A 22,301-nucleotide genomic window follows, 5' to 3' on the forward strand; every position below is an offset into this window, starting at 1 on the left:
CATGACAGTAAGTTCCGATCATTTTGACGTTATTGTTATCGGTGCGGGTCCGGCGGGGGCGCTTGCGTCGATACGTCTCGCGCAAGAGGGGCTGAATGTCGTGATGCTGGAGAAAAGCAGCTTTCCCCGCTTCGTCATTGGCGAGAGCTTACTCCCTCAGTCCATGGTGTTTATGGAGAAAGCGGGTTTGCTGCCGCGGCTGGCGGCGGCAGGATTTCAGCATAAAGATGGCGCAAATTTTTCTGATGATACGCGGTTCAGCTCGATCAAATTTTCTGAAAAATTCGGCGATGGACCGGGGAACACTTATCAAGTGGAGAGGGAAAAATTTGATTTGCTTCTTGCGGACGCTGCCGTTGACGCAGGGGTGGACCTTCGTTTCCATCAAGATGTGACCGCTGTTGAATTTAATGATGCGGGTGCAGTGATCGCTGGGGAAGGACCGAACGGCGCCTTTCGTCATACAGCGCGGTTTCTTGTGGACGCTAGCGGATATGGAAGGGTGTTGCCACGCCTGATGAAACTGGACGCCCCGTCAGACTTTCCAGTGCGCCACGCGCTTTTCACTCATGTGGAAGACCAACTGGCGACGCGTAATTTCGATCGCGACAAGATCCTGATTACGGTCCACCCTCACTGCCGCGATATCTGGTTCTGGTTAATTCCGTTCGCGAACGGTAAGTCTTCCGTGGGGGCAGTCGTGCCGCCGGAGGAACTCACGAAGTATCCGGGAACGCCTTCTGAAAAGCTTTGGGCGATCATCAATGAAACGAAAGAGCTAAAAGACCTTCTAAGCGACGCGCGGGAACTGCGACCTGTCGGAGAGATATCGGGATACTCGACGAAAGTTTCCCGCCTTGCCGGACCGCAATTTGCCCTTCTTGGCAATGCCGGGGAGTTTCTCGATCCGGTGTTTTCTTCCGGCGTCACAGTGGCCTTCAAATCAGCGGACCTTTTGATTGAACCATTGATGCGCCAGTTAAATGGGGAAAATGTGGATTGGGAGGCGGACTTTGCCCAGCCGCTTCAAGTCGGGGTGGACTGCTTTCGCGCCTTTGTGGAGGCATGGTACAGCGGCGAGTTGCAGGACGTCATTTTTAACCCGCCGAGAGATGACAACCCGATCAAGCAGATGATTGTTTCGATTCTGGCGGGCTATGCCTGGGATGAGAGGAATCCTTTTGTACTGCAGGGGCCGCGATATCTGGCCATGGTGGCACAGCAATGCGCGTAACCGTTTTTCTCCTTCTCCTGATTGGAATTTCCGCCTGTGCAACCGCACCGGAAGACGCGGCGGACTTCGCGCCATGGAAGTTACCGGAGGAACAGCCGCGGGAAGTCGTCCAGGTTTTGAATGGCCGCCATAGTGATAATTCTTTCTCTTTACAGGTTCGGATGAGCCTGACGGAAGAAAAAATGCAAATTGCTGGATTGGATTCGTTCGGTCGTCGTGCGTTTGATATTCTCTGGGATGAGAACGGTGTAAGGGCTGGCAAAGCGGACTGGGTGTCCGATGACCTTGATGCCATTGATATCCTTAAAGTAATCGTCGCAGCCTACTGGCCGGAGAATGACCCGATGCAGGTGCGGGTGGCAGATCGGGCAGAGCAGTTAGAAATCACCTATCAGAGTGGTCGCAAGAATGCCTGGAATGAAACCGTGCAAATCCGCGACCCGGCGGCGAATTATGAATTGACTATTGTTTCCTATGAGTTGACCGAATGACGGAACGCTACTATCTCAACGCCCTTGGTATGATCAACGCGCTTGGCGTTGGTAAGGCGGCGGTGGGCGCGGGATTGTTCGCGGGCGATACTTCGGGAATGCAATCGCAGGAAGGGTATCTTTTTGATCAGAAGGTGATGGCGGGCGCGGTTGCACAAGCCTTGCCGGAAATCACAGGTGACCTTGCCGGCTATGACAGCCGTAATAACCGAATGTTACTCGCAGCAATGCAGGAGATAGAAGGCGATATCCGTACGGCCATTGATAAATACGGACCGGACCGGGTTGCTGTCATTCTTGGCACAAGTACTTCCGGGATCAGCGATAATGAACCCGGCATCGCCGAGAAAGTAAAGAGCGGGAGTTTCCCCGAGGGATTTGACTACAATCGTCAGGATAATGCCTCTCTTGCCTTATTCGCGCGATCCTACTTCGGTTTGTCAGGACTTGCCATGACGATTTCAACGGCCTGTACTTCCAGTGCCAAGACGCTTGCTTCAGCCCGGCGGATGATGGCGGCGGGCCTTTGCGATGCGGCGATTGTAGGCGGGGCAGATACGCTTTGCCGCCTGACAATGAACGGCTTTGCGTCCCTCGATCTGCTCTCTCCGGAGCTTTGCAATCCATTCAGCCAAAATCGCAATGGTATCAATATCGGAGAGGGGGCCGCCGTGTTCCTGATGAGCAGGGAACCATCGTCTGTCCGCATCGCCGGGATCGGTGAGACTTCCGATGCCTACCATATGAGTACGCCGGACCCGGAAGGTCTGGGTGCCCTAAATGCCATGCGTCAGGCACTCGATCAAAGCGGTTTTACACCCGAGGATATTGCCTATCTCAATCTTCATGGGACAGCGACCGAACTCAATGACAGTGTTGAGGCGAAAGCGGTGTACGAGTTGCTAGGAGCGGTGCCCTGCAGCTCAACCAAGCCGCTGACGGGTCATACGCTCGGCGCAGCAGGAAGTACGGAACTCGGCTTTCTGTGGCTCGCGCTAAAGTCAGAGGCGGGAATGTTGCCACCGCATATCTGGGATGAAGTGGTAGACCCTGAACTGCCACCACTAAAGCTTGTGCCCACAGGGATGGCGGGGTCCGATGCACGCGCGATGATGACAAACTCCTTTGCTTTTGGCGGGAACAATATTAGCGTAATCCTCAGTAAAGAGGGGGAATGATGCAAGCCTGCCCTTACGACATTACAGAAATTCTTTATCATGCGCCGCCGATGATCCTGATTGACGGGGTGGCTGCTTATAATGAAACCGCCGTTGAGTCTGTGGTGAAGATTACGGCAGAAAGCCCGTTTGTTGAAAAGGGCGCCGTGCCCGCTTATGTCGGAATTGAGTATATGGCTCAATCCATTGCCGCCTATAGTGGGATCAAGGCGCGTAATGCAGGTGAAGGCGTCAAGATCGGTTATCTCGTTAGCTCCAGAAATATGACATTGAACTGCTCTGACTTTTTGATAGGAGACAGGCTGAATGTAAAAGTTGAGCTGGTATATGACGAAACGCCGATGGCGGTCTTTGATGGAACGATCTACCGGGCGGAAGAGCTTGTCGCTAAAGCTCGGCTTAATGTATACCAACCTTAAAAATAATCGCGTGAAAATGAATGCAAAATAGAATTCTAGTTACAGGGGCAAGCGGCGGGATAGGCCGTGCCATTGCGCTGCGGCTCGCACAGGATGGCTTTGATATTGTCGCCCATTGCGGCCGCAATCGTGATGCTGGATTGGGAACAGTTGAGTTGATTGAGGCAGCGGGCGGACAGGCTCGATTGGTTCAGTTCGATATTGCCGATCGAGATCAGTGTCGGGATGTACTGGAAGCTGATGTTGAAGAATTCGGTGCTTTTTATGGTGCGGTATTGAACGCAGGAATTACCCGGGATACTGCCTTTCCGGCCATGACCGATGACGACTGGGATGCCGTTATTCACACTAACCTTGATAGTTTTTACAATGTGCTAAAACCCATTACCATGCCGATGGTATCAGCCCGAAAGGGCGGGCGAATTGTGGTTATGTCCTCGGTTTCAGGGGAGATGGGTAATCGCGGGCAGGTGAATTACAGTGCGTCGAAGTCTGGTCTGATCGGGGCGGCGAAATCGCTCGCGCTGGAACTTGCAAAACGGAAAATCACGGTCAACTGCGTGGCGCCGGGCTTGATTGAATCGGCGATGACAGATGACCTGCCGCTCGATGAAATTATGAAAATGATCCCGCTACGTCGCCTTGGCGATGTGGATGAGGTAGCGGCGACGGTCTCGTTTTTATGCTCTGATGGCGCCGCCTATATCACGCGGCAGGTAATCTCTGTAAACGGAGGGATGGCGTAATGCAGCGCGTTGTTGTTACAGGCATGGGCGGCGTAACCTCACTGGGGGAAGAGTGGAATACGATTTCAGAAAAAATGCGTGCGGGAGAAACCGGTATTCAGCGCATGGAAAGCTGGGATTTTTATGATGGCCTGAATACCCGTCTCGCCGGACCGGTGGAAGGGTTCAATATTGACAAGAGATATTCGAGGAAAGCGCTTCGCAGTATGGGGCCCGTCTCAAAAATGGCCGTTTATGCGACGGAGCAGGCGCTGGAGATGGCGGGCCTTCTGGAAGACCCAGTGATTAAATCCGGGAAGATGGGGGTGGCCTATGGTTCCTCCTTCGGAAGTACGAAGCCGGTCATCGCCTTTACAGATTTGATACGGGATGGTCACTCGCGTGATCTGACTGCTACCAGCTATGTCAAGATGATGAGCCATACGACAGCGGTCAATATTGGTGTTTTCTTTGGTCTTGCGGGGCGTGTCATTCCGACCTCTAGCGCCTGTACCTCTGGTAGCCAAGGTATCGGCTATGCCTATGAGGCGATTAAATATGGAATGCAGGATCTTATGGTTGCTGGCGGGGCGGAGGAGCTTTGTCCAACCATGGCGGCGGTATTCGATACGCTTTATGCCACCAGTATCAAGAACGATACCCCGCATTTATCTCCGCGCCCGTTTGATAAAGATCGGGACGGCCTCGTGATCGGGGAAGGGGCGGCAACGCTGGTTCTGGAATCCTATGATCATGCTGTGGCGCGCGGTGCTCCGATACTGGCTGAAATCGTTGGCTTTTCCACTAATTCAGATGGTCGTCATATCACCAACCCCACTCAGGCAACAATGGAAGTTGCGATGCAGGGCGCGCTTGATAATGCGGGGCTGATTGCCTCGGATATCGACTTTATCAGCGGGCATGGCACCGCGACAGAGCAGGGGGATATCGCCGAAACTCATGCAACTGATAAAGTGATGGGATCAAATATTCCTATCCATTCCCTCAAAAGCTATTTTGGTCATAGCCTGGGTGCATGCGGCGCAATCGAGGCCTGGCTCGGCATTGAAATGATGCGGGAGGGATGGTTCGCCCCGACAGTCAACCTCGACAACGTCGATGACGCCTGCGCCGAGATTGATTATGTCACTGGAGAGGGGCGGAACGTTGCCGTCCGTCACCTGATGAGCAATAATTTTGCCTTTGGCGGCATTAACAGTTCACTCATCTTTCGGAACGCTGCCGAAAGCGGGTCTAGTTAATCGGATTGGGATCGAGGGAAATACCTGGTAGGGCGCCGTTTACTGTATTGAAAATAAACTCCGGCGGATCGACGAACCTGAGTCCCACAACATGGCCGTTTTGCCAGACAAGATTGCAGTTGAACGCCCCGAAACGCGGGACTTCCAGAATAACGTCACTGGTTGGCCGGAAGTCCTGTTTCGTCTGAAAACGCGCGCCGCTAACTGACATGTCCCGCACCACACCCGGAACAGTCTGTTCGTTGCCCATCAGTCGGGCCCCCCAAAGCAAGGACAGTTTGCCATTCCACATGACTGTCTTGCGTCTGAACTTCCGCTTGTCTAGTCCGGAAGCGCCTGCATCATTCTGTTCCGAAATCGTTCCACCCAATCTGACTGTTGTTTGTTCAATTAGTATAAACGAGAAGCAAGTAAATCGAAAAGATATTAATATGAAATGAACAGATACCCTTAACAAAAGGTGAAATATAGCCGCCTACAAGGGAATCTTCATATGCTCAATTCGCGCCAAAGGATTCGTTGCTGGCTTCAATAAGCCGAATGCCATATCGCTTGAGGATTTTAATGGGGCGCTCTTCCGAATTCGGCGTACATTGCTGCTTATTAAAAACTGTCCGGCCAGGAGTGAAGGATATTTTTGCTACTGGTAAAGCTAATTCGATTTCTCCTTTAATGTTTGGATATGAAGCAATTAATTGTTTCGCTTGCTTCAGCGCGTCTTCTGCGTTGGCCAGCTTATCCATGAGAATCAGACTGACTTTACCCGGGGCAAGATCGAAAACATATGTCCCCTTGGCAAAGCATGTGGTGGTCATCGATCGAAAGCCGGTTGTCCATTTTGACATAACGGCATATTTGCCGGCGGGAACAGGTTTCAGGAAGAAATCCGGCGTGCCTTCCTGAAGCTTTGACGTCCCGAAGCTGGATACCGTATCGCATAAACCGCCACAAATAAGGAAGTTCGCCCTGACATCTGTAAATTTTCGCTCGGTCAAATCAACCTGCCCAAAAATAATCCCTGCTTTCTGGCGAGACGGCTTTTGTTTGATGATAAGGAGGTTCTGGTCACTTGTTAGATTGAAAGCGTAATCAGTATCTAATTTTGAAGCTGTACACGCTGCGAGAAATAAAATCAGGCATGCAGAAATGAAAGTGCGAAACATGGAATATCCAACCAAAACACGAAATGAGTGACTTTTATTCTAAGAGATGACTAGTTTGAATGGCAACCGAATTTCAGGTGCTGGCCGCGTTTCCTAATCCAGAATTACCATCACCTGACGGCCGGAGACGTCATATTCACCTTTGACAAATTCCTTGTTTTCATCGAACCAGAGCTTCGCTTTCCAGTCGCCGGTGAATGTGAACTTATCAGCCTTGATGTCCTTGCCGTTGACCTTGACCGTGTCATTTGTCTTTGCGATCTTGACGTTTAGAAGCTTAAAATCGACGATATTGAAGAGAAGTGTATTGTCGGTAATGCTGTAATGCCAAGGGGAGGTCGGAAATGCATTGAGAGGAAGGGTTAGGTCTTTGCCGTTGTAGGCAGCGCTATAATCCTTGGCCCCTCGGTTGAGGGAAATTTCATGGGCCGTACCGTTGTCGTCGGTTTTCCCTTCCATTTTCTGGAGTTCTCCGCTGGACCAGGTTTCCTTCAAATCCTGGTTGAACCCATATACTTCCATCCCCAGAAAAGAGACCGACGCGTTGGCGCGCATTTCCTCAATCTCGCCCTTTTCGTTGCGTATTGTTGTCAAATGGACTTGGCCAACTTTGTCATCTTTGAGATATACAGAGGCAAACTGATTTTTCTGAACTTTCTCGGCGAGTGCTAAACCAGGCGATATAGTGACGAGTACCAAGAGAGTTAATACAGTGCGTAACATTATGCTTCTCCTAAAATCATAACAGTATTATATAGTCCGACGAAAATATTTTCCAAATAATCGTTGAATATTATTACCCATGTACCAAGAGGTTTATTTTCTATTAGGCCGGATAACGAAAATACACTTTTTTTCCTCCTGTTTGGTGCCTTTTATTGGGTCGTGACCTAGACTCTGTGCGAGGGGAACATTAGGTTACAGATAACATATTAAGATGCAAAGAACGAGCTTTGACCTATGCCCGGGGCGCACTACCCGGCTTTTCCGAGATAATGAGCCTTGTTGTCCAATCGTCGAATGAACATTTTTCTGCTGCTCCTTTTGGGGCTGGTATTGTCTATGGCGGTTGCGATGCCTTTGCGTGCCGCAGAGACGGCGCCTGCTACGGAAGCTGCAGAGCCGGATTTAAACTACGATGTCAAAATAAATGGCGCGCCGACGGATTCCGTCTTGGAACTTATGGAGCAATCCTCTCGTCTTGAGCAACTTGAAGACAAGCTTCCGCCGAGTTTTGCAGCTTTGCGCCGCCGCGCGGAAACGGATGTAGAGGGTTTTAAAAAAGTTCTCCGCTCGGAAGGATATTACGCCAATGAAGTAGTGCTGAAGATTGATAATAAACAGCAGCCCATCGCTATCACCTTTGACATCACGCCGGGTCCTCTTTTCCGGATCACTAAGTTTGATATTCATTTTGCAAAGGGAAAAGATATCCCCGCCGCGCCGACCTTATCTGCAATTGATATAAAGATCGGGATGGCTGCGCGATCAGAGCCTGTGGTTAACGCGGGGACGCAGATAATTGTGGATCTTGCCAATCGCGGGTTTCCCAATGCGACTGTTGCAAAACAGGACGCCATCGTCGATTTTGCGACTGACGGTATGGAGGTGACGCTGACCATTGACGCGGGACCCCGCCTTTACATGGGGGAGCTCAGGCTTGAAGGGCTGGAAGAAGTTGAGGAAGCCTATATCCGGCGTCTTGCTGAATGGCAGCCGGGTAAACTCTATGATACCCGTGTTCTTGATAGTCTGAGGCGGCGCTACCTGCGGAGCGGTCTTTTTGATAGCGTTCGTTTGAAGACCCGTGAAAAAGAGCAGCCTGACAGTACTGTTCCGATCACTCTTGTTTTTGTCGAGCGGGATCGACGATCTGTTGGTGTTGGGGCGAGTTTTTCAACCAGTGAAGGCTTCGGCACACAGTATTACTGGGAAAATCGCAATTACTTCGGCGAGGGGGAGAAACTACGGGCAGATCTAACGATTGCAGAAATTCGTCGTGAGTTAAAGCTCACCTTCGTGAAGCCCAATTTCACTAAAATTGACCAGAATTTGAATGCAAATTTCGACATTCGCAATGAAAATACCGATGCTTATGACGAAGATGCGGTTTCTGCCTATATCGGGTTGGATCGGCGCTGGCGGAAGAAATGGGTGGTCGGCGCAGGTGTTTCTGCCGAGTACGCAAAAATCGATGACAGTGGTGTGACCGAGAATTACGCGCTTGTCGGGTTGCCGCTGACGGCCCGATATGATTCCACGAATGATCTTTTGGATCCGACAAAAGGCCGGCGTTTCGCGGCTTCCCTCGTGCCGTATCTCGGGCTCAATGACGATACGCCCGATTTCATCAGGTTCGAGATGGATGGCTCCACCTATTATTCTGTCCTTGAAGAAGATCGTCTGGTTTTGGCCGCTCGCGGAAAGGTTGGTTTGATGGCGGGAGATAGTGCTGGGTCTATTCCGGCAAATAAGCGGTTTTATGCGGGTGGCGGCGGGTCTGTCCGGGGCTATAAATACCAGACGGTCGGCCCTCTCGATGCCAGTAATGATCCCATTGGCGGGCGGTCACTTCTGGAGGTCGGTTTTGAGGCACGTACGCGTATCACAGACAGTATTGGCCTTGTCCCTTTTATCGAGGGTGGCAACGTCTATGAGAGTATGGCGCCCGATTTTTCCGGTGAATTTCTCTGGGGTGCTGGTCTTGGATTTCGCTATTACACAGCAATCGGCCCAATCCGCTTCGATGTCGCTGTTCCCCTAAATCGTCGCAAGAATGTGGATGATGCCTATCAGTTCTATATCAGTATCGGTCAGGCCTTTTAATGACACGCAAGAAGCTTATCGCTGCGATTATCTGCGCGCCGTTCCTGATCTTGTTGCTCATCATTGCGGGCGGGTACGCATTTCTGCAAATGGACAGCGGCCGCGCGTTGCTGGTCTCCCAAATCGAGGAAGCCGCTTCGACTCCCGGTGAGCTTGAGCTGAAACTCGGGCCATTAGAAGGCAATATTTTTGGGGATTTTTCTCTGCAACAGATCCGCCTTCGGGATGCAATGGGCGAATGGCTGAGCATAGAAGATATCGCTGTCTCCTGGTCACCGCTTGACCTTATATCCGGCACGCTGTCCATTCACGTAGTCACTGCTAAAACCCTTTCCGTGGATCGTCAGCCGGATTTGCCGTCCTCTGAAGAAGAAAACAAGGCCTCTGCAGGAATACCGTCCTTACCTATTGATATCAGGCTGTCGCGGTTCGAGATACTGGAGATAAATATCGCAGAACCTGTTGTTGGTCAGGCGGCAGATCTCGCTCTCTTGATGAATTTAAATGCCAAGACCGACGATGTTATTCGCAGTGAGGTTAAACTGACGGAGTTGAACGGTCCGGGCGCTCTCCTGACGGGTGGTGTGGATTTTGATCCGGTTCGTGAGACATTGGCAATCGAAGCGAAGCTGGACGAGCCCGAAGGGGGCCTTATATCCCGCTTTTTGGTGTTGCCCGGTTATCCGGCGATCAAGATGGATCTGGTCGGTAATGGCGTTCTTAACGCGTGGCGCGGGCAGTTCAGCGCGAGTGCAGGCAAGCTTTTCGATGCTGATTTTGCCATCGCAACGCAAGGGGCAGAGAAAATTAACATCGAACTGAAAGGAGGAGGTGCTCTGGATCAGTCTCTCGCGGCCGATATTCCGCTTATCGACGACTCGCGGATTTCAGTCACGGCCTCGTTGATCTTAGATACGGAAAGTACCGAAGTAACTCTCTCTTCCGCCAATATTGAAAACGCCGTCCTGCAGCTGCGGGCGAGCGGTAAGGTTGACCCGTCAAATGAGGCCATCAATCTGGCAGTAAAAACTGCGTTGCGTGATACTGCGCCTGTGAATGACCTGATTGCGCCTGCCGCCATTCGTGATGGTACGCTCGATCTCGATATACACGGGACCTTTGATAATCTGACGGCCAATGCGATTTTGAAAGCTACCGATCTTGATATCGACAATAGTCTTGCCGCGCGGTCGGTGACGGGTACATTCACCTCTGAACTTGATCTTACGGCACTAACGACTGTGCCGGTTACTGGCTCTGCCGCGCTTGGCAGTCTCTCTAAGCTTCCGGATGAAGTTGTCGGTCTCGTTGGTGAAAATCTCGATATCGATTTTGAGATGGATTATGGCGTTAAGGGTGAAAAACTCACCCTTCGTTCATTGCGCCTTCTTGGTACGCATATTAGTGCGCAGAGTCAGGGCGAGATTAGTTTCGCGGATCTCGGCGCGAGTGCGGATATATCGATAAAACTAGACGAACTTTCCCGTATCGCACCGATGAAAGGGGAGCTTCTAGCCGATCTCACCCTATCAAGCGGGGATGTCAGCAAGTCTCTGACCGGTCAACTCAACGCGCATACGGTTAATCTCGATATGGGCGATGCAAATCTGACCTCGCTGCTAGGGACCGGGCCGACACTTGCGCTTTCGCTGGACCTTGATCTAGTCGGGGAGCTGCTTTCCCTCTCTGACATCAAGCTTGCGACTGAAGCAGGGGATGTCCGGGGGCACGCAAGCCTGCCACTCGCCTTTGACACTATCAATGCGGATTTAACGGCAAGCCTGCCCAGTCTTGCAAATCTCAGTGATCTTGCCGGTATCCCACTTTCCGGAAACGCGGAACTAACGGCGTTGTTATCGGGATCGCCTGATGATCCGTCTATCAACGGCGATGTCAAGATCGGCGATCTTCAGCTCGATGGCACATTAATAGGGGTAGTTGACGCGAGTTATAATGCATCGGCGCTGGCAACCTCGCCTGTCGGAGGTTTTTCGGCGCAGCTTCGCCATGCGCAAGTAACGGCGGATGCGTTTGCCAAGTTCGCCATGCTTGACTATAGCCGGTTGGAACTCTCTGATATTGTCCTTACAGAACAGAAGAACAAGATCACCGGCAACCTCACGGTACCTTTTGATGGAACGCCACTTAAAGGAACTATGACAGGGAAAATTCCGAATCTTGCCCCGATCGCTGAGTTGATGGAAGAGACCGCCTCAGGCTCTATCGAATTCACGGCGACGCTTGCGGATGCTGGCGGAACGCAATCCGTCAAGGCGACGATGGAGGCAAATAGTCTTAACGTTGCGGCGGCAGATATCGGCATTGCAAAAGTCACTGCCGGCCTTGACGTTATTGATGCCCTAGGCACACCGAGCCTGAAGGTCAATGCGAAAGCGGATGACATTCTGGCGGCGGGGCAACAATTAAAGGAACTTACGGCTACTGCATCAGGTGATTTATCGAATATCGACTATCGATTTGGCCTTCTGCGTGGTCAAGAACCGGAATTGAAACTTTCCGGAAGCGGTACATTTGCCTTCACCGAAGCAATGACGAAGCTGCGGCTGGTGACGTTGGATGGCGCTTTCGCGGACCGGAAAATCGAGCTGACCAAACCCCTTTATCTCGAACAGGAGGGGGGAAATATTAATCTTGATGATTTCGCGCTTACTTTCGGGGCAGGATCACTCCGTGGATCGGGAAAATTATCAAATGAGACTGCTCGTATGGATTTGGCGTTCAACGATTTGCCGGTTGATCTTGTCGAGCTTATTGATCCGGCGTATGCCGTCTCCGGGGGATTGGATGGAGAGGTGACGCTGCGGGCGACGAAGGGAACACCGGCAACGGGAAACCTTTCCATCAAGGCCAAGGATATCAAGCTGGAGGATGAAGATTATGGAGAATTACCCACGTTCGAGAATAATCTGACGGCAAAATTGAGCGATGGGCAGCTTACCTTTCAGGGAAATGTTAAAGGGCTGGAAGCAACCAGTATTGATGTTTCCGGACAGCTTCCGTTTGATATTTCCTTGGATACCCGAAATATTCTTGTTGATGAAAAAAAACCGGTTAAATTAGATATAAATATAAATAGCGATATCAATAAGATATGGCCACTTCTTGCACTGGATACACAGGACATGAAGGGTCAATTGGCTGCCAATGCGACTATTAACGGCACCATTTCAGCCCCCGTTATTGCCGGGCAGGCACGCATTAGCAACGGCTATTTCGAAGATGTTGAGCAGGGCACCATTCTTAAGGATATCACCCTGAATGCGAATATAACTGACGCGGATACGCTCAAAATTGAGTTCAACGCGTCGGATAGTCAGGGCGGAAAAGTAACCTCCTCGGGTACTGTAGACTTTGCCAAGCTGACAGAGCCGGAACTTGATCTGAATATAGTTCTTTCCAATCTTCTGGCGATTAATCGTGATGAGATTTCGGCCATTACCGATGCCAATATCGACATAAGGGGCAACCTTCAGCATCTGACCGTGGAAGGCGAAGCGACTACTCGAGAGGTAGAACTCAATATCGGCGGTTCGGTTGCGCCAAATGTTGTGGAGCTGAAATATGAGACGATCAATAAACCCGGCGAAAAGCCCAGGGAAAAGGTAAAAGAGGCCGAACCGTCCAAAATCTCACTTGATTTCGATCTCGATATGCCCAGCCGGGTGTTCATTCGGGGTCGCGGTCTTGATTCCGAATGGAAGGGCAATTTCACGATCCGGGGTACGGCGGATAAACCGGTTATCGAAGGGTATATTAGCCCGGTGCGGGGGCAATTCACATTCGCGGGCAAGAGTTTTGAACTAACTGAAGGAGAAATTTCTTTGGTTGGCGGGGAAACCATTAACCCGGAACTCTCGCTAAAAGCAACATACACTGGATCGAATGTAACGGCGATTGTGACGATATCCGGGACGGCCACAAATCCGGAAATTAGTTTTTCATCTCCTGACGGACTGCCGCAGGATGAGGTGCTGGCTCAGGTCCTGTTTGGTAAATCCTCAGGTAAACTATCGGCGATCGAGGCGGTGCAGCTGGCAGAGACAGTGGCCGCTCTCTCGGGTAAGCTGGGCAGCGGCGGCGGTATTACGGGCTTTGTGCGGGATACCCTCGGTGTAGATGTTGTCAGCGCCAGCACTAACGAGCAAACCGGCGAATCCGAAGTAAGTGTCGGAAAATATGTCTCGGATAATATCTATGTTGGGGTAGATCAGGGAACTCAATCCGGCGGCACGCGTGCCAAGGTGCAGATTGAGCTGACCCCCAATATCTCTGTAGAAAGCGAGATGGGGCAATCGACAGACAGCAGTGTTGGTATTTTCTGGAAATGGGATTACTAGGAGTTGCCGCTTTTTTTCTAGGTATCTTTTCGCCGCTTGCTATGATGACGAAAAAGAAGAAAAGCTAACAGAAAAGAGGGGCCTTATGAGCTATGAATTCATTTCCGTCACGGCGGAGAACCATATCACCCGGATTACTTTTGAGCGGCCAGAGGTGATGAACGCGATCCATAAGCCGATGCATGATGAAATGCAACGTGCGTTGGATGAGTTCGCGGCGAATGATGACCAGTATATATGCGTCTTGAAGGGGCGGGGGAACGGGCCTTCTGTGCAGGCAGTGATTTGAAGGCAATTGCGGCCAGCACAGATCCGAAGGCGCGCGAGTATCCCAAAAACGGCTATGCGGGCCTGATCGAGCGGTTTGATTTGAACAAGCCCATCATTGCTGCGGTCGATGGTGTAGCGCTCGGTGGCGGGTTCGAGATTGCGCTTGCCTGCGACATTATCATCGCGACGGAAAATTCCCGCTTTGGCCTGCCTGAGCCGTTAGTTGGCGCAGTCGCGCTCGGTGGCGGGCTCCACCGTCTTGCCCGGCAGATAGGCCTGAAAAAAGCGATGGGGATGATCCTGAGTTCCGATAGCGTCGATGCCGAAACAGGGGATCGCCTTGGCTTCGTGAACGAGGTGGTGGCGCCCTACGCGATGGAGGAGGCGATTGAGCGGTGGTGCGGCCTTATCCTGCGCGGCAGCCCGCATGCGATCCGCGCCTCCAAGGAGACAGTGATGCGCAGCGTGGATGAACCCTCCCTTGAAGAGGCAATCAGCAACCAGAAAGATTATCCCGCGTTCAAGGAATGGTATCAGTCCGATGACCGGATAGAGGGGCCGCGCGCTTTCTCCGAAAAACGTAAACCCGACTGGAAAGGCCGCTAAGCCCTCGCACTCGCCGGATCGTCAGCCGGTTATCCGCTCCCACAAAAGGTGATGCTCATAGGTGTTGCCCGAAGATGTTGTTTCCGGCTTGGTTTTAAGGAGAACGTTTTCGCCCTGCAGAACCACGGTGCGGATCAACGGGTTCCCGATCCAGTAAGGCACTGTCGCAATGTCGACATCGTGAATGACCTGATCGCCCTCAAGGCGGAAATTACCCCCATAGGCGAGGCAGATATCAGGGCTGGCCGCCGTTTCCCGTGGCTGATCCGCGAAATCGGTGCGCATCAGGAAGCCACTCATCCGGCCTTCGGGGCTATAGATAATCTGGCCTTTCGCATCTTCGCCCATCGGGTAGCCGACGGGCTCCCCATTCTTGAGGCTTGTCCAGCTTTTCAGGCGCCAGGTACCGATCAGATCGTCACGGGTAATCATTGGAAATTTCCTTTTCTTGTTATTATGCTGGCAACCTAGCAGTTTGGCGGGCGTGGCAAAAGCTGTAATATCACGTCTAATCAACGGGAGGGCGACATGTTCAAAATCAAGCATATCGATCATCTGGTCCTGAGGGTCAAGGATATCGAGAAAATGATGGATTTCTATATCAAGGCGCTTGGCTGTACGATGGAGAAAACACAAGAAGCAATCGGGCTTTATCAGCTTCGCGCGGGATCATCGCTGATCGATCTGGTGACGGTCGAGGGGACGCTGGGGCAGATGGGTGGCGCGGCACCGGGGAAAGAGGCACGTAATCTCGATCATTTCTGCCTCTCCATCGAGAATTTTAACGCGGAAGAAATTCGCGCCCACCTGAACGCCCATGGCATTGATCCGGGCGAGCTCAAAAGTCGCTACGGCGCGGACGGGCAGGGACCGTCCTTCTATATGAGTGATCCGGAGGGGAATGTGGTGGAGCTCAAAGGGCCGCCCGAGGCACTCTAACAGCAAGAGGAGGGGGAATATGCGGTATCTCTGGCTCGGCATTTATTTTGCCGTTTTGATCTGGTCGGCGATTGAGCCGAAAGGCTATTTCATCTGGTTTCTGGAGGTTGTGCCGGCATTGGTCGGGCTTGTTATCCTTGCGCTTACATACCGTAAATTTCCTTTAACACCGATCCTTTACACGCTCATCCTCATCCATTGCATTATTCTGATGGTGGGCGGGCATTACACCTATGCCGAGGTGCCGCTGTTCGACACCATCAAACCCTGGTTCGGGTTCGAGCGGAACAATTACGACCGCGTCGGACATCTGGCGCAAGGCTTCGTGCCCGCCATCATCGCGCGGGAGGTCCTGATCCGGCTGGAGATTGTGAGGGGGCGAACTGGCGGAATTTTATCATCGTCTCTATCTGCCTCGCCTTCAGCGCCTTTTATGAACTGATCGAATGGTTTGTTGCCGCGTTGACCGGGACCGCCGCCGATGACTTCCTCGCCACCCAAGGCGATATCTGGGACACCCAAAGCGACATGGCGCTGGCGCTTTTGGGCGCGATCCTAGCGCTGCTACTGCTCTCGCGGCTGCATGACCGGCAGCTGGCGCGGGAGGGGTGAGATTGGTGGAATTATTATAAATAGAAGTTCAATTATGAATAGTGTATTCTTTATCTAATATAAATTGACTTGGGAATGCGCAATGGACGACAAACTCGAACTAGAAAAATTAACGAAAGGAATCGTACGACCTTATCCAATTTCAAGATCAAAACTCGGTACAATAACAAAAGTGTTGTCCAAAAAGTTAATATGTTCGGAAAAAGAATTAGGAATACTATTTGAAAATATTTTCGAAAAGATTGGTTATCTAAGTCCAATTTCATTCGATTTTCAATATCTTATAAGCTTTACTGATGATACTCACTTTGAGAATAGAGACTTAGAAGTTCTCCGTAAATTTCTCGAAAATACCGGAAAGTGCACTGATAAGGTCGTACTAAGTTGGACTGTCTCTCATGAATTAGACGGCTCTCCGAATGAAGTGCAAATGACGATAAGGATATCGAATCCGATGAATCCTATGGTTATGGTTCAGGCTATGTTTTCTCAGGCACCCGGCGACATCGATAATATAGAGTTTTCTATGGGAACAGTAACTATTTCGGTCAATGGTGCGCCACAAAATTTTTCTGAAGAAGTGTTTGAGTTAGTATCTCGATGGATCGATAGATGTCCTCGCCCATACAGTGTTACTTCAGTTAACGAAGTAATTAGCAAAAATAGAAAATATATTTTTGCGATGAACCAATGGCTTTTTCCCATGCTGTTTTTATCTGCGTCTTTCTTGTTCTTAAAGAACTTTGTTCATGAAAATATTGGTGCATATGTTTTCATATTTATTGGTATATTTTTTCTTCTAGGTGAATTATTAAGTAGAATTAACGATATGATTTCTAAATTATTATCTAGGATTCGGGATTTCAGTATGTTTTCTTTGACTGGTGGAGACGAGAACCAACAAACTAAATATGCTGCTAATGCAAAAAGTAGCTTCGTTAAATTAGTTATTTCGGTGCTAGCTTCAATATTGTTAAACACGACTTCAGGTTTTCTAGTTGCAATATTGATTAAATTCTGACTTTATTTTTTTCTGGCTTGGAAATTTTTTAACTCTCACTAATTCAGCGGATTGCGCGCGTCAGAGAGCAACTTGCCGCCGATGGCGATAAAGCAGGCGCCGGCTGTCCGCTCGATCCAGTGGCGGGCTTTGGCAAAACGGTTCATCACCGGTTTTGACGACATGAACAGGCTGACGATTGTGTACCAGAGGAGGGAGCTTGTAAAAACCAGCGCGATCATCAGGAGGAGGAGCCAGCTCGGTGTCTCCGCCGTGACCGCCGTTGCGAATACGCTGGTAAACAGAACAACAGCCTTCGGGTTGGTGAGCGTCACCATAAATCCGAACAGGAGAGCGTTGCCTGCGGGCTTGCGCTCTGCAGTCGTCATTTCCATCGCGTCGGGCTTCGCGAACAGAAGCCGGACACCGAGATAGATCAAATATCCCGCGCCCGCGACCCGAACTGCCCAGGCAAGCCATTCATATTGGGTAAGAATGGCCGAGAGACCAAGAAGGCTGAGGCTTGCATACATCAACAGGCCGATTGAAACACCAAGGGAGGTGAGCAGGCCACTTTTTGTGCCGCCGGTCATGGAGGATCGGACAACGCCGATAAAGTCCGGCCCTGGCAGCATCAGCGCCGGAATAAAGATCCCGAAAACGGAGAGAAGGATGAGCGTCGTGTCCATATCAGTCTCCTAAAGCCCCATTAATTTAAGCTGTGCGCGGGTGAGCGGATCATCGGCCTTGTGCAGGCGATCCGTGATATCGAAGTGATTATCGGTGCCAAGCTCGAAATATTCGCATGGAAGGCCCGCCGCTCGGCATTTCTCGGCAAATTCCTTTGATTGCCGGTGAAAAGAGGCGCTCTCTCCACCGCCGACCGCACACAGCACCGGGCATTGGGCGGTGAGAGGGAGATATTGCGGACTGTTGGCCGCAGCCTCCGCCTCGGTGAGACGTATGTCGGCTTGCAATTCGGTATGGCGATGAGGCTCAATATCAAAGAGCCCGCTTAAAGGCGTCGCACCTTTCAGGATATCCGCCGGGAGATCCATGGCCTGCCAATCCGTTGCCATCATCATACCGGTAAGATGCCCGCCCGCCGAATGGCCGGAGAGATAGATTTTATCCGGGTCACCATTGTAGTTGGCGATATTTTTATAAACCCACGCGAGGGCCTCTCGCATTTGCTGGACAATATCCGTAATTGTGACGACGGGGCAGAGATCATAATTGGGAAGAACAACCGTCGCTCCGGCCGCGACAAAGGGCTCGGCAATTTCGCTATAGGTGCTTTTATCCTGCGCCCGCCAATACCCGCCGTGGATAAAGACAAAGACCGGTGCGCCGGGGTTGGCTGCGGGGAAAATATCCACGCATTGCAAATCTGTGTTGCCGTAGGAGATATCATACTCTCCGAACAGTTTTTCACGAGCCTTGGCACTCCGACCTGCGGCATCCTCGAAATAGCGCATCATATCCGGGACCGTATGGCGCGGCAGATACTCGATGTTCAGCTGGTCAATCTCTTGTTCCGTTATACTTTCTTTCACCATGCCGTATTTTTACCCTGATCTTATTTTGAGTTGTTTACCGCTCATTAATTTGCAGATGCTACCATTTGCTGAGAATTGGAGCATTTGACGTCGATGGTTTGTGAAAATAAAGCACAAAACCCGCGGTAATTAAAGGATCAGGGAACAATGCGGTTCAAATTTACGCACGTTGCTGTCTTGTGTGTGGCGTTATTCGTGCCCGTTAACACAGCAATCGCGGAAGAAGTAAGTCTGTTCCGGATCGGTACTGGCGGCGTCGGGGGAACCTATTATCCTGTCGGCAAGACAATTGCCCGGATGCTTTCAAATCCTTTGGGTAAAGAGGACTGTACGCCCGATCCTTGTGGCGTTCCCTATCTTCTGTCTCTTGCCCAGACTGCAAACGGATCTGTTTCAAATATTGAAGATATTCAGTCAGGCAAGATCGAAAGCGGCCTGGCACAGTCCGATATTGTTTATTGGGCGCGAACGGGCACCGGCATTTTCGATGAAACCGGCCCATTTCAGGATATCACGGCGATTGCCAGCCTGTATCGGGAGGATATTCATCTGGTTGCCCGTAAGGATGCCGACATCAGAAGCGTCAGTGACTTGCGCGGTAAACGTGTGTCCCTGGACGATCCTGGATCCGGAACGCTCGTCGATGCAAGGCTGATCCTCGATGCCTTCGGCGTCCGGGAAAGTGAATTTGAAGCTCAATATATCAAGGCGGCGGATGCCATTAAGAAAATGCGCGCCGGACAACTGGACGCCTTCTTTCTTGTGGCGGGCAGCCCATCGAAAGCGATTGCAGAGCTCAGCGAAGAAGGTCTGATCACCCTCGTACCGATTGACGGACCGACAGCAACGATGCTGTCTCGGGAAAATACCTTTTTCTCTACATCGGTCATAAAGGCAGGGAGCTATAAAGGCGTCGATATGGTGCGCACATTATGTGTGACGGCTCTCTGGATCGTCGATAGACGGCAGAGTGAAGAGGAAGTTTATGAGATTACCAAAACATTCTGGCGTAATCTGCCAGCAATCAAGAAAATGAACCTTCATCCGAAGCTATCCAAAATCTCAATGGGAACAACCTTTGCGTCAATGAGTGTTGCGCTGCATCCGGGCGCACAGAAATACTATCGCGAAATTCGGGAGAATGTCGCCGATACCAGGACGAACTAGGTACAGATTGAAATGCTAGCCTCCTCCATCTCCCGTAAAAACGGGAAAATAAATTTTAAAGGACTGCTCACACGACAGAACAGTTATGTCATCGCGATTCTGGCACTCACCTTGTTTGTCATTGGAACTATTCGTTATGTACAGGAGACGCTTTCCGGTATTGAGGAGTCTATCCCGGTCCAGGTTATTGAAGATTCTCAGGCAATGGCCTCGATCCTTTTTGATGTTGAAGATGTCATCCAGATAGTAGCCGTAGCCAAAATTGCGCAGGGTGAGGAACGGGCCGAAGGTATCGAGTTAGCTCAGCAGAAACTACAAGAAGTCAGCATTGTTCTGGAGCAGAAGCGCATCAAATATGGGTTCGATAACCTGATTGGAACAGCTGCCATTTATGGTATCTTGAGACCGGCATTATTCGACCTTGAGGGATGGCTTGAAAACGGGGTCGGCGGGTTGCCGCCAACATCAGATATAGTGCTGAAGGCAGCTCTGGATAGAGGGCGTACGGCTCTTACTAAAGCCGATAATCTCCATGCGCAATCCAATAATACCGCAGTCGAGTTACTGAGGGTACAAGCGGAAAAGATCAGTGTCTTTCGGGATGCTGTTCTGCTCGTCCTGATTGGTCTCGCAGGGCTTGCGGCCGTGCTGATCTATTATATCTATAATCGTCGGGCGTCTGAAATGGCGTTGGAACAGAGTGAATTAAAGCATCGTAGAATCTATGAAAATGCCACAGAAGGCATTTTTCAGGCGGATACGAGTGGTACTTTTATTAACGCCAATCCGGCGATGGCTGTCATTCTGGGATATAACTCATCTTCAGAGCTTGTTGACGAAGTCTCTTCGTTTATCGATGAAGTATATTTAGATCCGTCGATTGCCGAGAAGCATCTCATGCTTGTCTCCAAGGGGCAGTTTTTGATAGACGAGATTTACCAATGGCGTCGAAAGGACGGCTCTTTGACCTGGGCCGCGCTTAACGCACATGGCGTGTTTGATAGCGACGGCAAGATGCTGTATCTCGAAGGTACGCTTACGGATATGAATGACCGTGTGCGAGCCGAGGTAAATTTACGCAAAGCGAAAGAAATGGCCGAACTTGCGAACCGCACCAAGTCGGAATTTCTAGCCAATATGAGCCATGAACTGCGAACACCGCTTAACGCCATTATCGGTTTCTCCGAATTGCTTACGTCGGAGGCGTTCGGGCAGCTTGGCCATCCCAACTACAAGGAATATGCGTCGGATATCCATGGCGCGGGGCGGCATTTGCTGGGCCTGATCAATGACGTGTTGGATGTAGCGAAGGTTGAGGCGGGTCAGCTGCAGTTGTCGGAGCGGAAAATTGATCTTGCGTCTGTCATACAGTCTTGTTTCCGCATGCTCTCAGTTCGTGCAGCAGAGGCCGGGGTCAGCTTGCAGACGGAACTTCCCAAGGAACTCCCGGTATTCTTCGGCGATGAGACCCGTATCAAACAAATCCTCGCAAATCTTGTCTCTAACGCGGTTAAATTTACGAACCAGGAAGGTTTTGTGACGGTGGGGGTTGAAATTCGCTCAGACAATGGGATCAATCTTTGGGTTGAGGATACCGGCATTGGAATTGAGCAGTCGGATATTCCTCGCGTCCTTGATCGGTTTGGCCAGGTGCAGACCAACTATGCCCGCAATAACGATGGAACAGGTCTTGGCCTGACGCTCGTTCAGATGCTTTGTGATGTTCACGATGCTCGATTTACTCTGGAAAGTGAAGTCGGGGTAGGAACCGTTTGTACCGTGATCTTCCCGCCTGCGCGGACTGTGCAGCTCAAAGAAGCGGGTTAGGCCTGTATTGAGGCGAGCAAAGGCTTCAAAACATCTGCTTGAAAGAGAGCAACTCCAACAGCCACGAGCATTAATACAGCCAGAGTGACATTGATTGCGCGCAAAACTTGGTGCGACTTGACCATCCGCCGCAATAAATTGCCGCCATAGCACCATAGGGAATTAAACGGCAGGCTGACCAGTAGAAATATCATAATGATGATGAAGACCTGCGACATATAGCTTTCTTCCGGTGTAACAAACTGTGAAAAGGCAGCGACAATCGTCACCCAGGCCTTTGGGTTTAGGGGATGCAGGATTAACCCGGCGAGATAACCCGGCCGGTCTGAACTCTCCGTAAGGGTTGGGTTGGCGGTGGCCACCCGATAAGCGAGATACAGGATATAAAAAAGCGACGCGCAGAGGAAGACAAGCTGTAAGACGGGGAGGTCGTGAACAACGTGCCAAGCCCTAGCGCAGTCGCTATGCAGACAAGCAAAAATCCCGATATGCTTCCGATCAGGAAGGGAAACGAGCGCCAGTAACCAAAATTGGCTCCCGACGCCATCAGGAGCATATTCACAGGACCCGGCGAGCCCACCATCGACATTGCGAACAATGCAACCAAAGCCATTTTTCCGTAATCCATGGGACACCTTGCGAGCTGCAAAAGGAATATCAAGACA

General features: G+C 50.9%; 19 protein-coding genes and 2 pseudogenes. 14 read left to right on the plus strand and 7 right to left on the minus strand.

What is annotated here, in order from left to right:
* Position 1 precedes the first annotated feature (1 nt).
* From AC0L73_RS15980 to AC0L73_RS16005, 6 genes are read left to right on the plus strand one after another with little or no spacing between them, the layout of a single operon-like run.
* A complete protein-coding gene (locus AC0L73_RS15980) occupies positions 2–1,234 on the plus strand; it encodes an NAD(P)/FAD-dependent oxidoreductase (RefSeq protein ID WP_473654222.1) in 1,233 nt (410 codons plus the stop codon).
* Complete coding sequence (locus AC0L73_RS15985; protein ID WP_473654223.1) at positions 1,225–1,725, plus strand: DUF3261 domain-containing protein; 501 nt, start codon at positions 1,225–1,227, stop codon at positions 1,723–1,725. Before AC0L73_RS15980 ends, AC0L73_RS15985 begins: the two co-directional genes overlap by 10 nt.
* A complete protein-coding gene (locus tag AC0L73_RS15990) occupies positions 1,722–2,903 on the plus strand; it encodes a beta-ketoacyl-[acyl-carrier-protein] synthase family protein (RefSeq protein WP_473654224.1) in 1,182 nt (393 codons plus the stop codon). Before AC0L73_RS15985 ends, AC0L73_RS15990 begins: the two co-directional genes overlap by 4 nt.
* Positions 2,900–3,322, plus strand: a complete 423-nt coding sequence (locus AC0L73_RS15995) for a hotdog family protein (protein ID WP_473654225.1) — start codon at positions 2,900–2,902, stop codon at positions 3,320–3,322. Before AC0L73_RS15990 ends, AC0L73_RS15995 begins: the two co-directional genes overlap by 4 nt.
* Before the next feature lie 20 nt (positions 3,323–3,342).
* A complete protein-coding gene (locus AC0L73_RS16000; RefSeq protein ID WP_473654226.1) occupies positions 3,343–4,068 on the plus strand; it encodes a 3-ketoacyl-ACP reductase FabG2 in 726 nt (241 codons plus the stop codon).
* Entirely contained in the window at positions 4,068–5,309 is a 1,242-nt protein-coding gene (locus AC0L73_RS16005; RefSeq protein WP_227951315.1) for a beta-ketoacyl-ACP synthase, read from the plus strand. Before AC0L73_RS16000 ends, AC0L73_RS16005 begins: the two co-directional genes overlap by 1 nt.
* On the opposite strand, the gene AC0L73_RS16010 is transcribed toward AC0L73_RS16005, so the two are convergent.
* The 3 genes from AC0L73_RS16010 to AC0L73_RS16020 form a co-directional block, all read right to left on the minus strand.
* Positions 5,302–5,766: a PilZ domain-containing protein gene (locus AC0L73_RS16010; RefSeq protein WP_473654227.1), complete on the minus strand. Its 465-nt coding sequence runs from the start codon at positions 5,764–5,766 to the stop codon at positions 5,302–5,304. The two genes, AC0L73_RS16005 and AC0L73_RS16010, sit on opposite strands and share 8 nt — an antisense overlap.
* Positions 5,767–5,806: 40 nt before the next feature.
* Complete coding sequence (locus tag AC0L73_RS16015) at positions 5,807–6,472, minus strand: hypothetical protein (protein ID WP_473654228.1); 666 nt, start codon at positions 6,470–6,472, stop codon at positions 5,807–5,809.
* A 93-nt stretch (positions 6,473–6,565) separates the two neighbouring features.
* Complete coding sequence (locus tag AC0L73_RS16020; protein WP_227951320.1) at positions 6,566–7,195, minus strand: DUF6134 family protein; 630 nt, start codon at positions 7,193–7,195, stop codon at positions 6,566–6,568.
* A gap of 282 nt (positions 7,196–7,477) precedes the next feature.
* On the opposite strand from AC0L73_RS16020, the gene AC0L73_RS16025 reads away from it, so the two are divergent.
* The 3 genes and pseudogenes from AC0L73_RS16025 to AC0L73_RS16035 all read left to right on the plus strand — a co-directional run bounded on the left by AC0L73_RS16025 (position 7,478) and on the right by AC0L73_RS16035 (position 14,532).
* The gene (locus AC0L73_RS16025; RefSeq protein WP_473654229.1) at positions 7,478–9,298 is read left to right on the plus strand and encodes an autotransporter assembly complex protein TamA; all 1,821 of its coding nucleotides are present in this window, start codon (positions 7,478–7,480) and stop codon (positions 9,296–9,298) included.
* Positions 9,298–13,656: a translocation/assembly module TamB domain-containing protein gene (locus tag AC0L73_RS16030; protein ID WP_473654230.1), complete on the plus strand. Its 4,359-nt coding sequence runs from the start codon at positions 9,298–9,300 to the stop codon at positions 13,654–13,656. Before AC0L73_RS16025 ends, AC0L73_RS16030 begins: the two co-directional genes overlap by 1 nt.
* An 85-nt stretch (positions 13,657–13,741) precedes the next feature.
* Positions 13,742–14,532: pseudogene (locus tag AC0L73_RS16035) on the plus strand (enoyl-CoA hydratase-related protein).
* A 21-nt stretch (positions 14,533–14,553) separates the two neighbouring features.
* On the opposite strand, the gene AC0L73_RS16040 reads toward AC0L73_RS16035, so the two are convergent.
* Entirely contained in the window at positions 14,554–14,964 is a 411-nt protein-coding gene (locus AC0L73_RS16040; protein ID WP_227951329.1) for a lipocalin-like domain-containing protein, read from the minus strand.
* Positions 14,965–15,060: 96 nt separating this feature from the next.
* Here AC0L73_RS16040 and AC0L73_RS16045 point away from each other — a divergent pair, with 96 nt between their 5' ends.
* The 3 genes and pseudogenes from AC0L73_RS16045 to AC0L73_RS16055 all read left to right on the plus strand — a co-directional run bounded on the left by AC0L73_RS16045 (position 15,061) and on the right by AC0L73_RS16055 (position 17,104).
* Entirely contained in the window at positions 15,061–15,471 is a 411-nt protein-coding gene (locus AC0L73_RS16045; RefSeq protein WP_473654231.1) for a VOC family protein, read from the plus strand.
* A gap of 19 nt (positions 15,472–15,490) precedes the next feature.
* Positions 15,491–16,083: pseudogene (locus tag AC0L73_RS16050) on the plus strand (DUF2238 domain-containing protein).
* A gap of 82 nt (positions 16,084–16,165) precedes the next feature.
* Positions 16,166–17,104, plus strand: coding sequence for a hypothetical protein (locus AC0L73_RS16055; RefSeq protein ID WP_473654232.1), 939 nt, complete (start codon positions 16,166–16,168; stop codon positions 17,102–17,104).
* A gap of 38 nt (positions 17,105–17,142) precedes the next feature.
* Here the strand turns inward: AC0L73_RS16055 and AC0L73_RS16060 are convergent, their stop codons facing one another.
* Positions 17,143–17,772 carry a LysE family translocator gene (locus AC0L73_RS16060; protein WP_473654233.1) on the minus strand — a complete coding sequence of 210 codons (630 nt, stop codon included), beginning with the start codon at positions 17,770–17,772 and terminating at the stop codon, positions 17,143–17,145.
* A gap of 9 nt (positions 17,773–17,781) precedes the next feature.
* Positions 17,782–18,642 carry an alpha/beta hydrolase gene (locus tag AC0L73_RS16065; RefSeq protein ID WP_473654234.1) on the minus strand — a complete coding sequence of 287 codons (861 nt, stop codon included), beginning with the start codon at positions 18,640–18,642 and terminating at the stop codon, positions 17,782–17,784.
* Positions 18,643–18,789: 147 nt separating this feature from the next.
* Between AC0L73_RS16065 and AC0L73_RS16070 the strand changes: the two genes are divergently transcribed.
* Together AC0L73_RS16070 and AC0L73_RS16075 are read left to right on the plus strand one after the other, a co-directional pair.
* Complete coding sequence (locus AC0L73_RS16070; RefSeq protein WP_473654235.1) at positions 18,790–19,809, plus strand: TAXI family TRAP transporter solute-binding subunit; 1,020 nt, start codon at positions 18,790–18,792, stop codon at positions 19,807–19,809.
* A gap of 12 nt (positions 19,810–19,821) precedes the next feature.
* Positions 19,822–21,636 carry a sensor histidine kinase gene (locus AC0L73_RS16075; protein ID WP_473654236.1) on the plus strand — a complete coding sequence of 605 codons (1,815 nt, stop codon included), beginning with the start codon at positions 19,822–19,824 and terminating at the stop codon, positions 21,634–21,636.
* On the opposite strand, the gene AC0L73_RS16080 is transcribed toward AC0L73_RS16075, so the two are convergent.
* Complete coding sequence (locus AC0L73_RS16080) at positions 21,633–22,271, minus strand: LysE family translocator (protein WP_473654237.1); 639 nt, start codon at positions 22,269–22,271, stop codon at positions 21,633–21,635. The two genes, AC0L73_RS16075 and AC0L73_RS16080, sit on opposite strands and share 4 nt — an antisense overlap.
* Positions 22,272–22,301 lie beyond the last annotated feature (30 nt).

Source organism: Sneathiella sp. D3-11 (assembly GCF_055809395.1).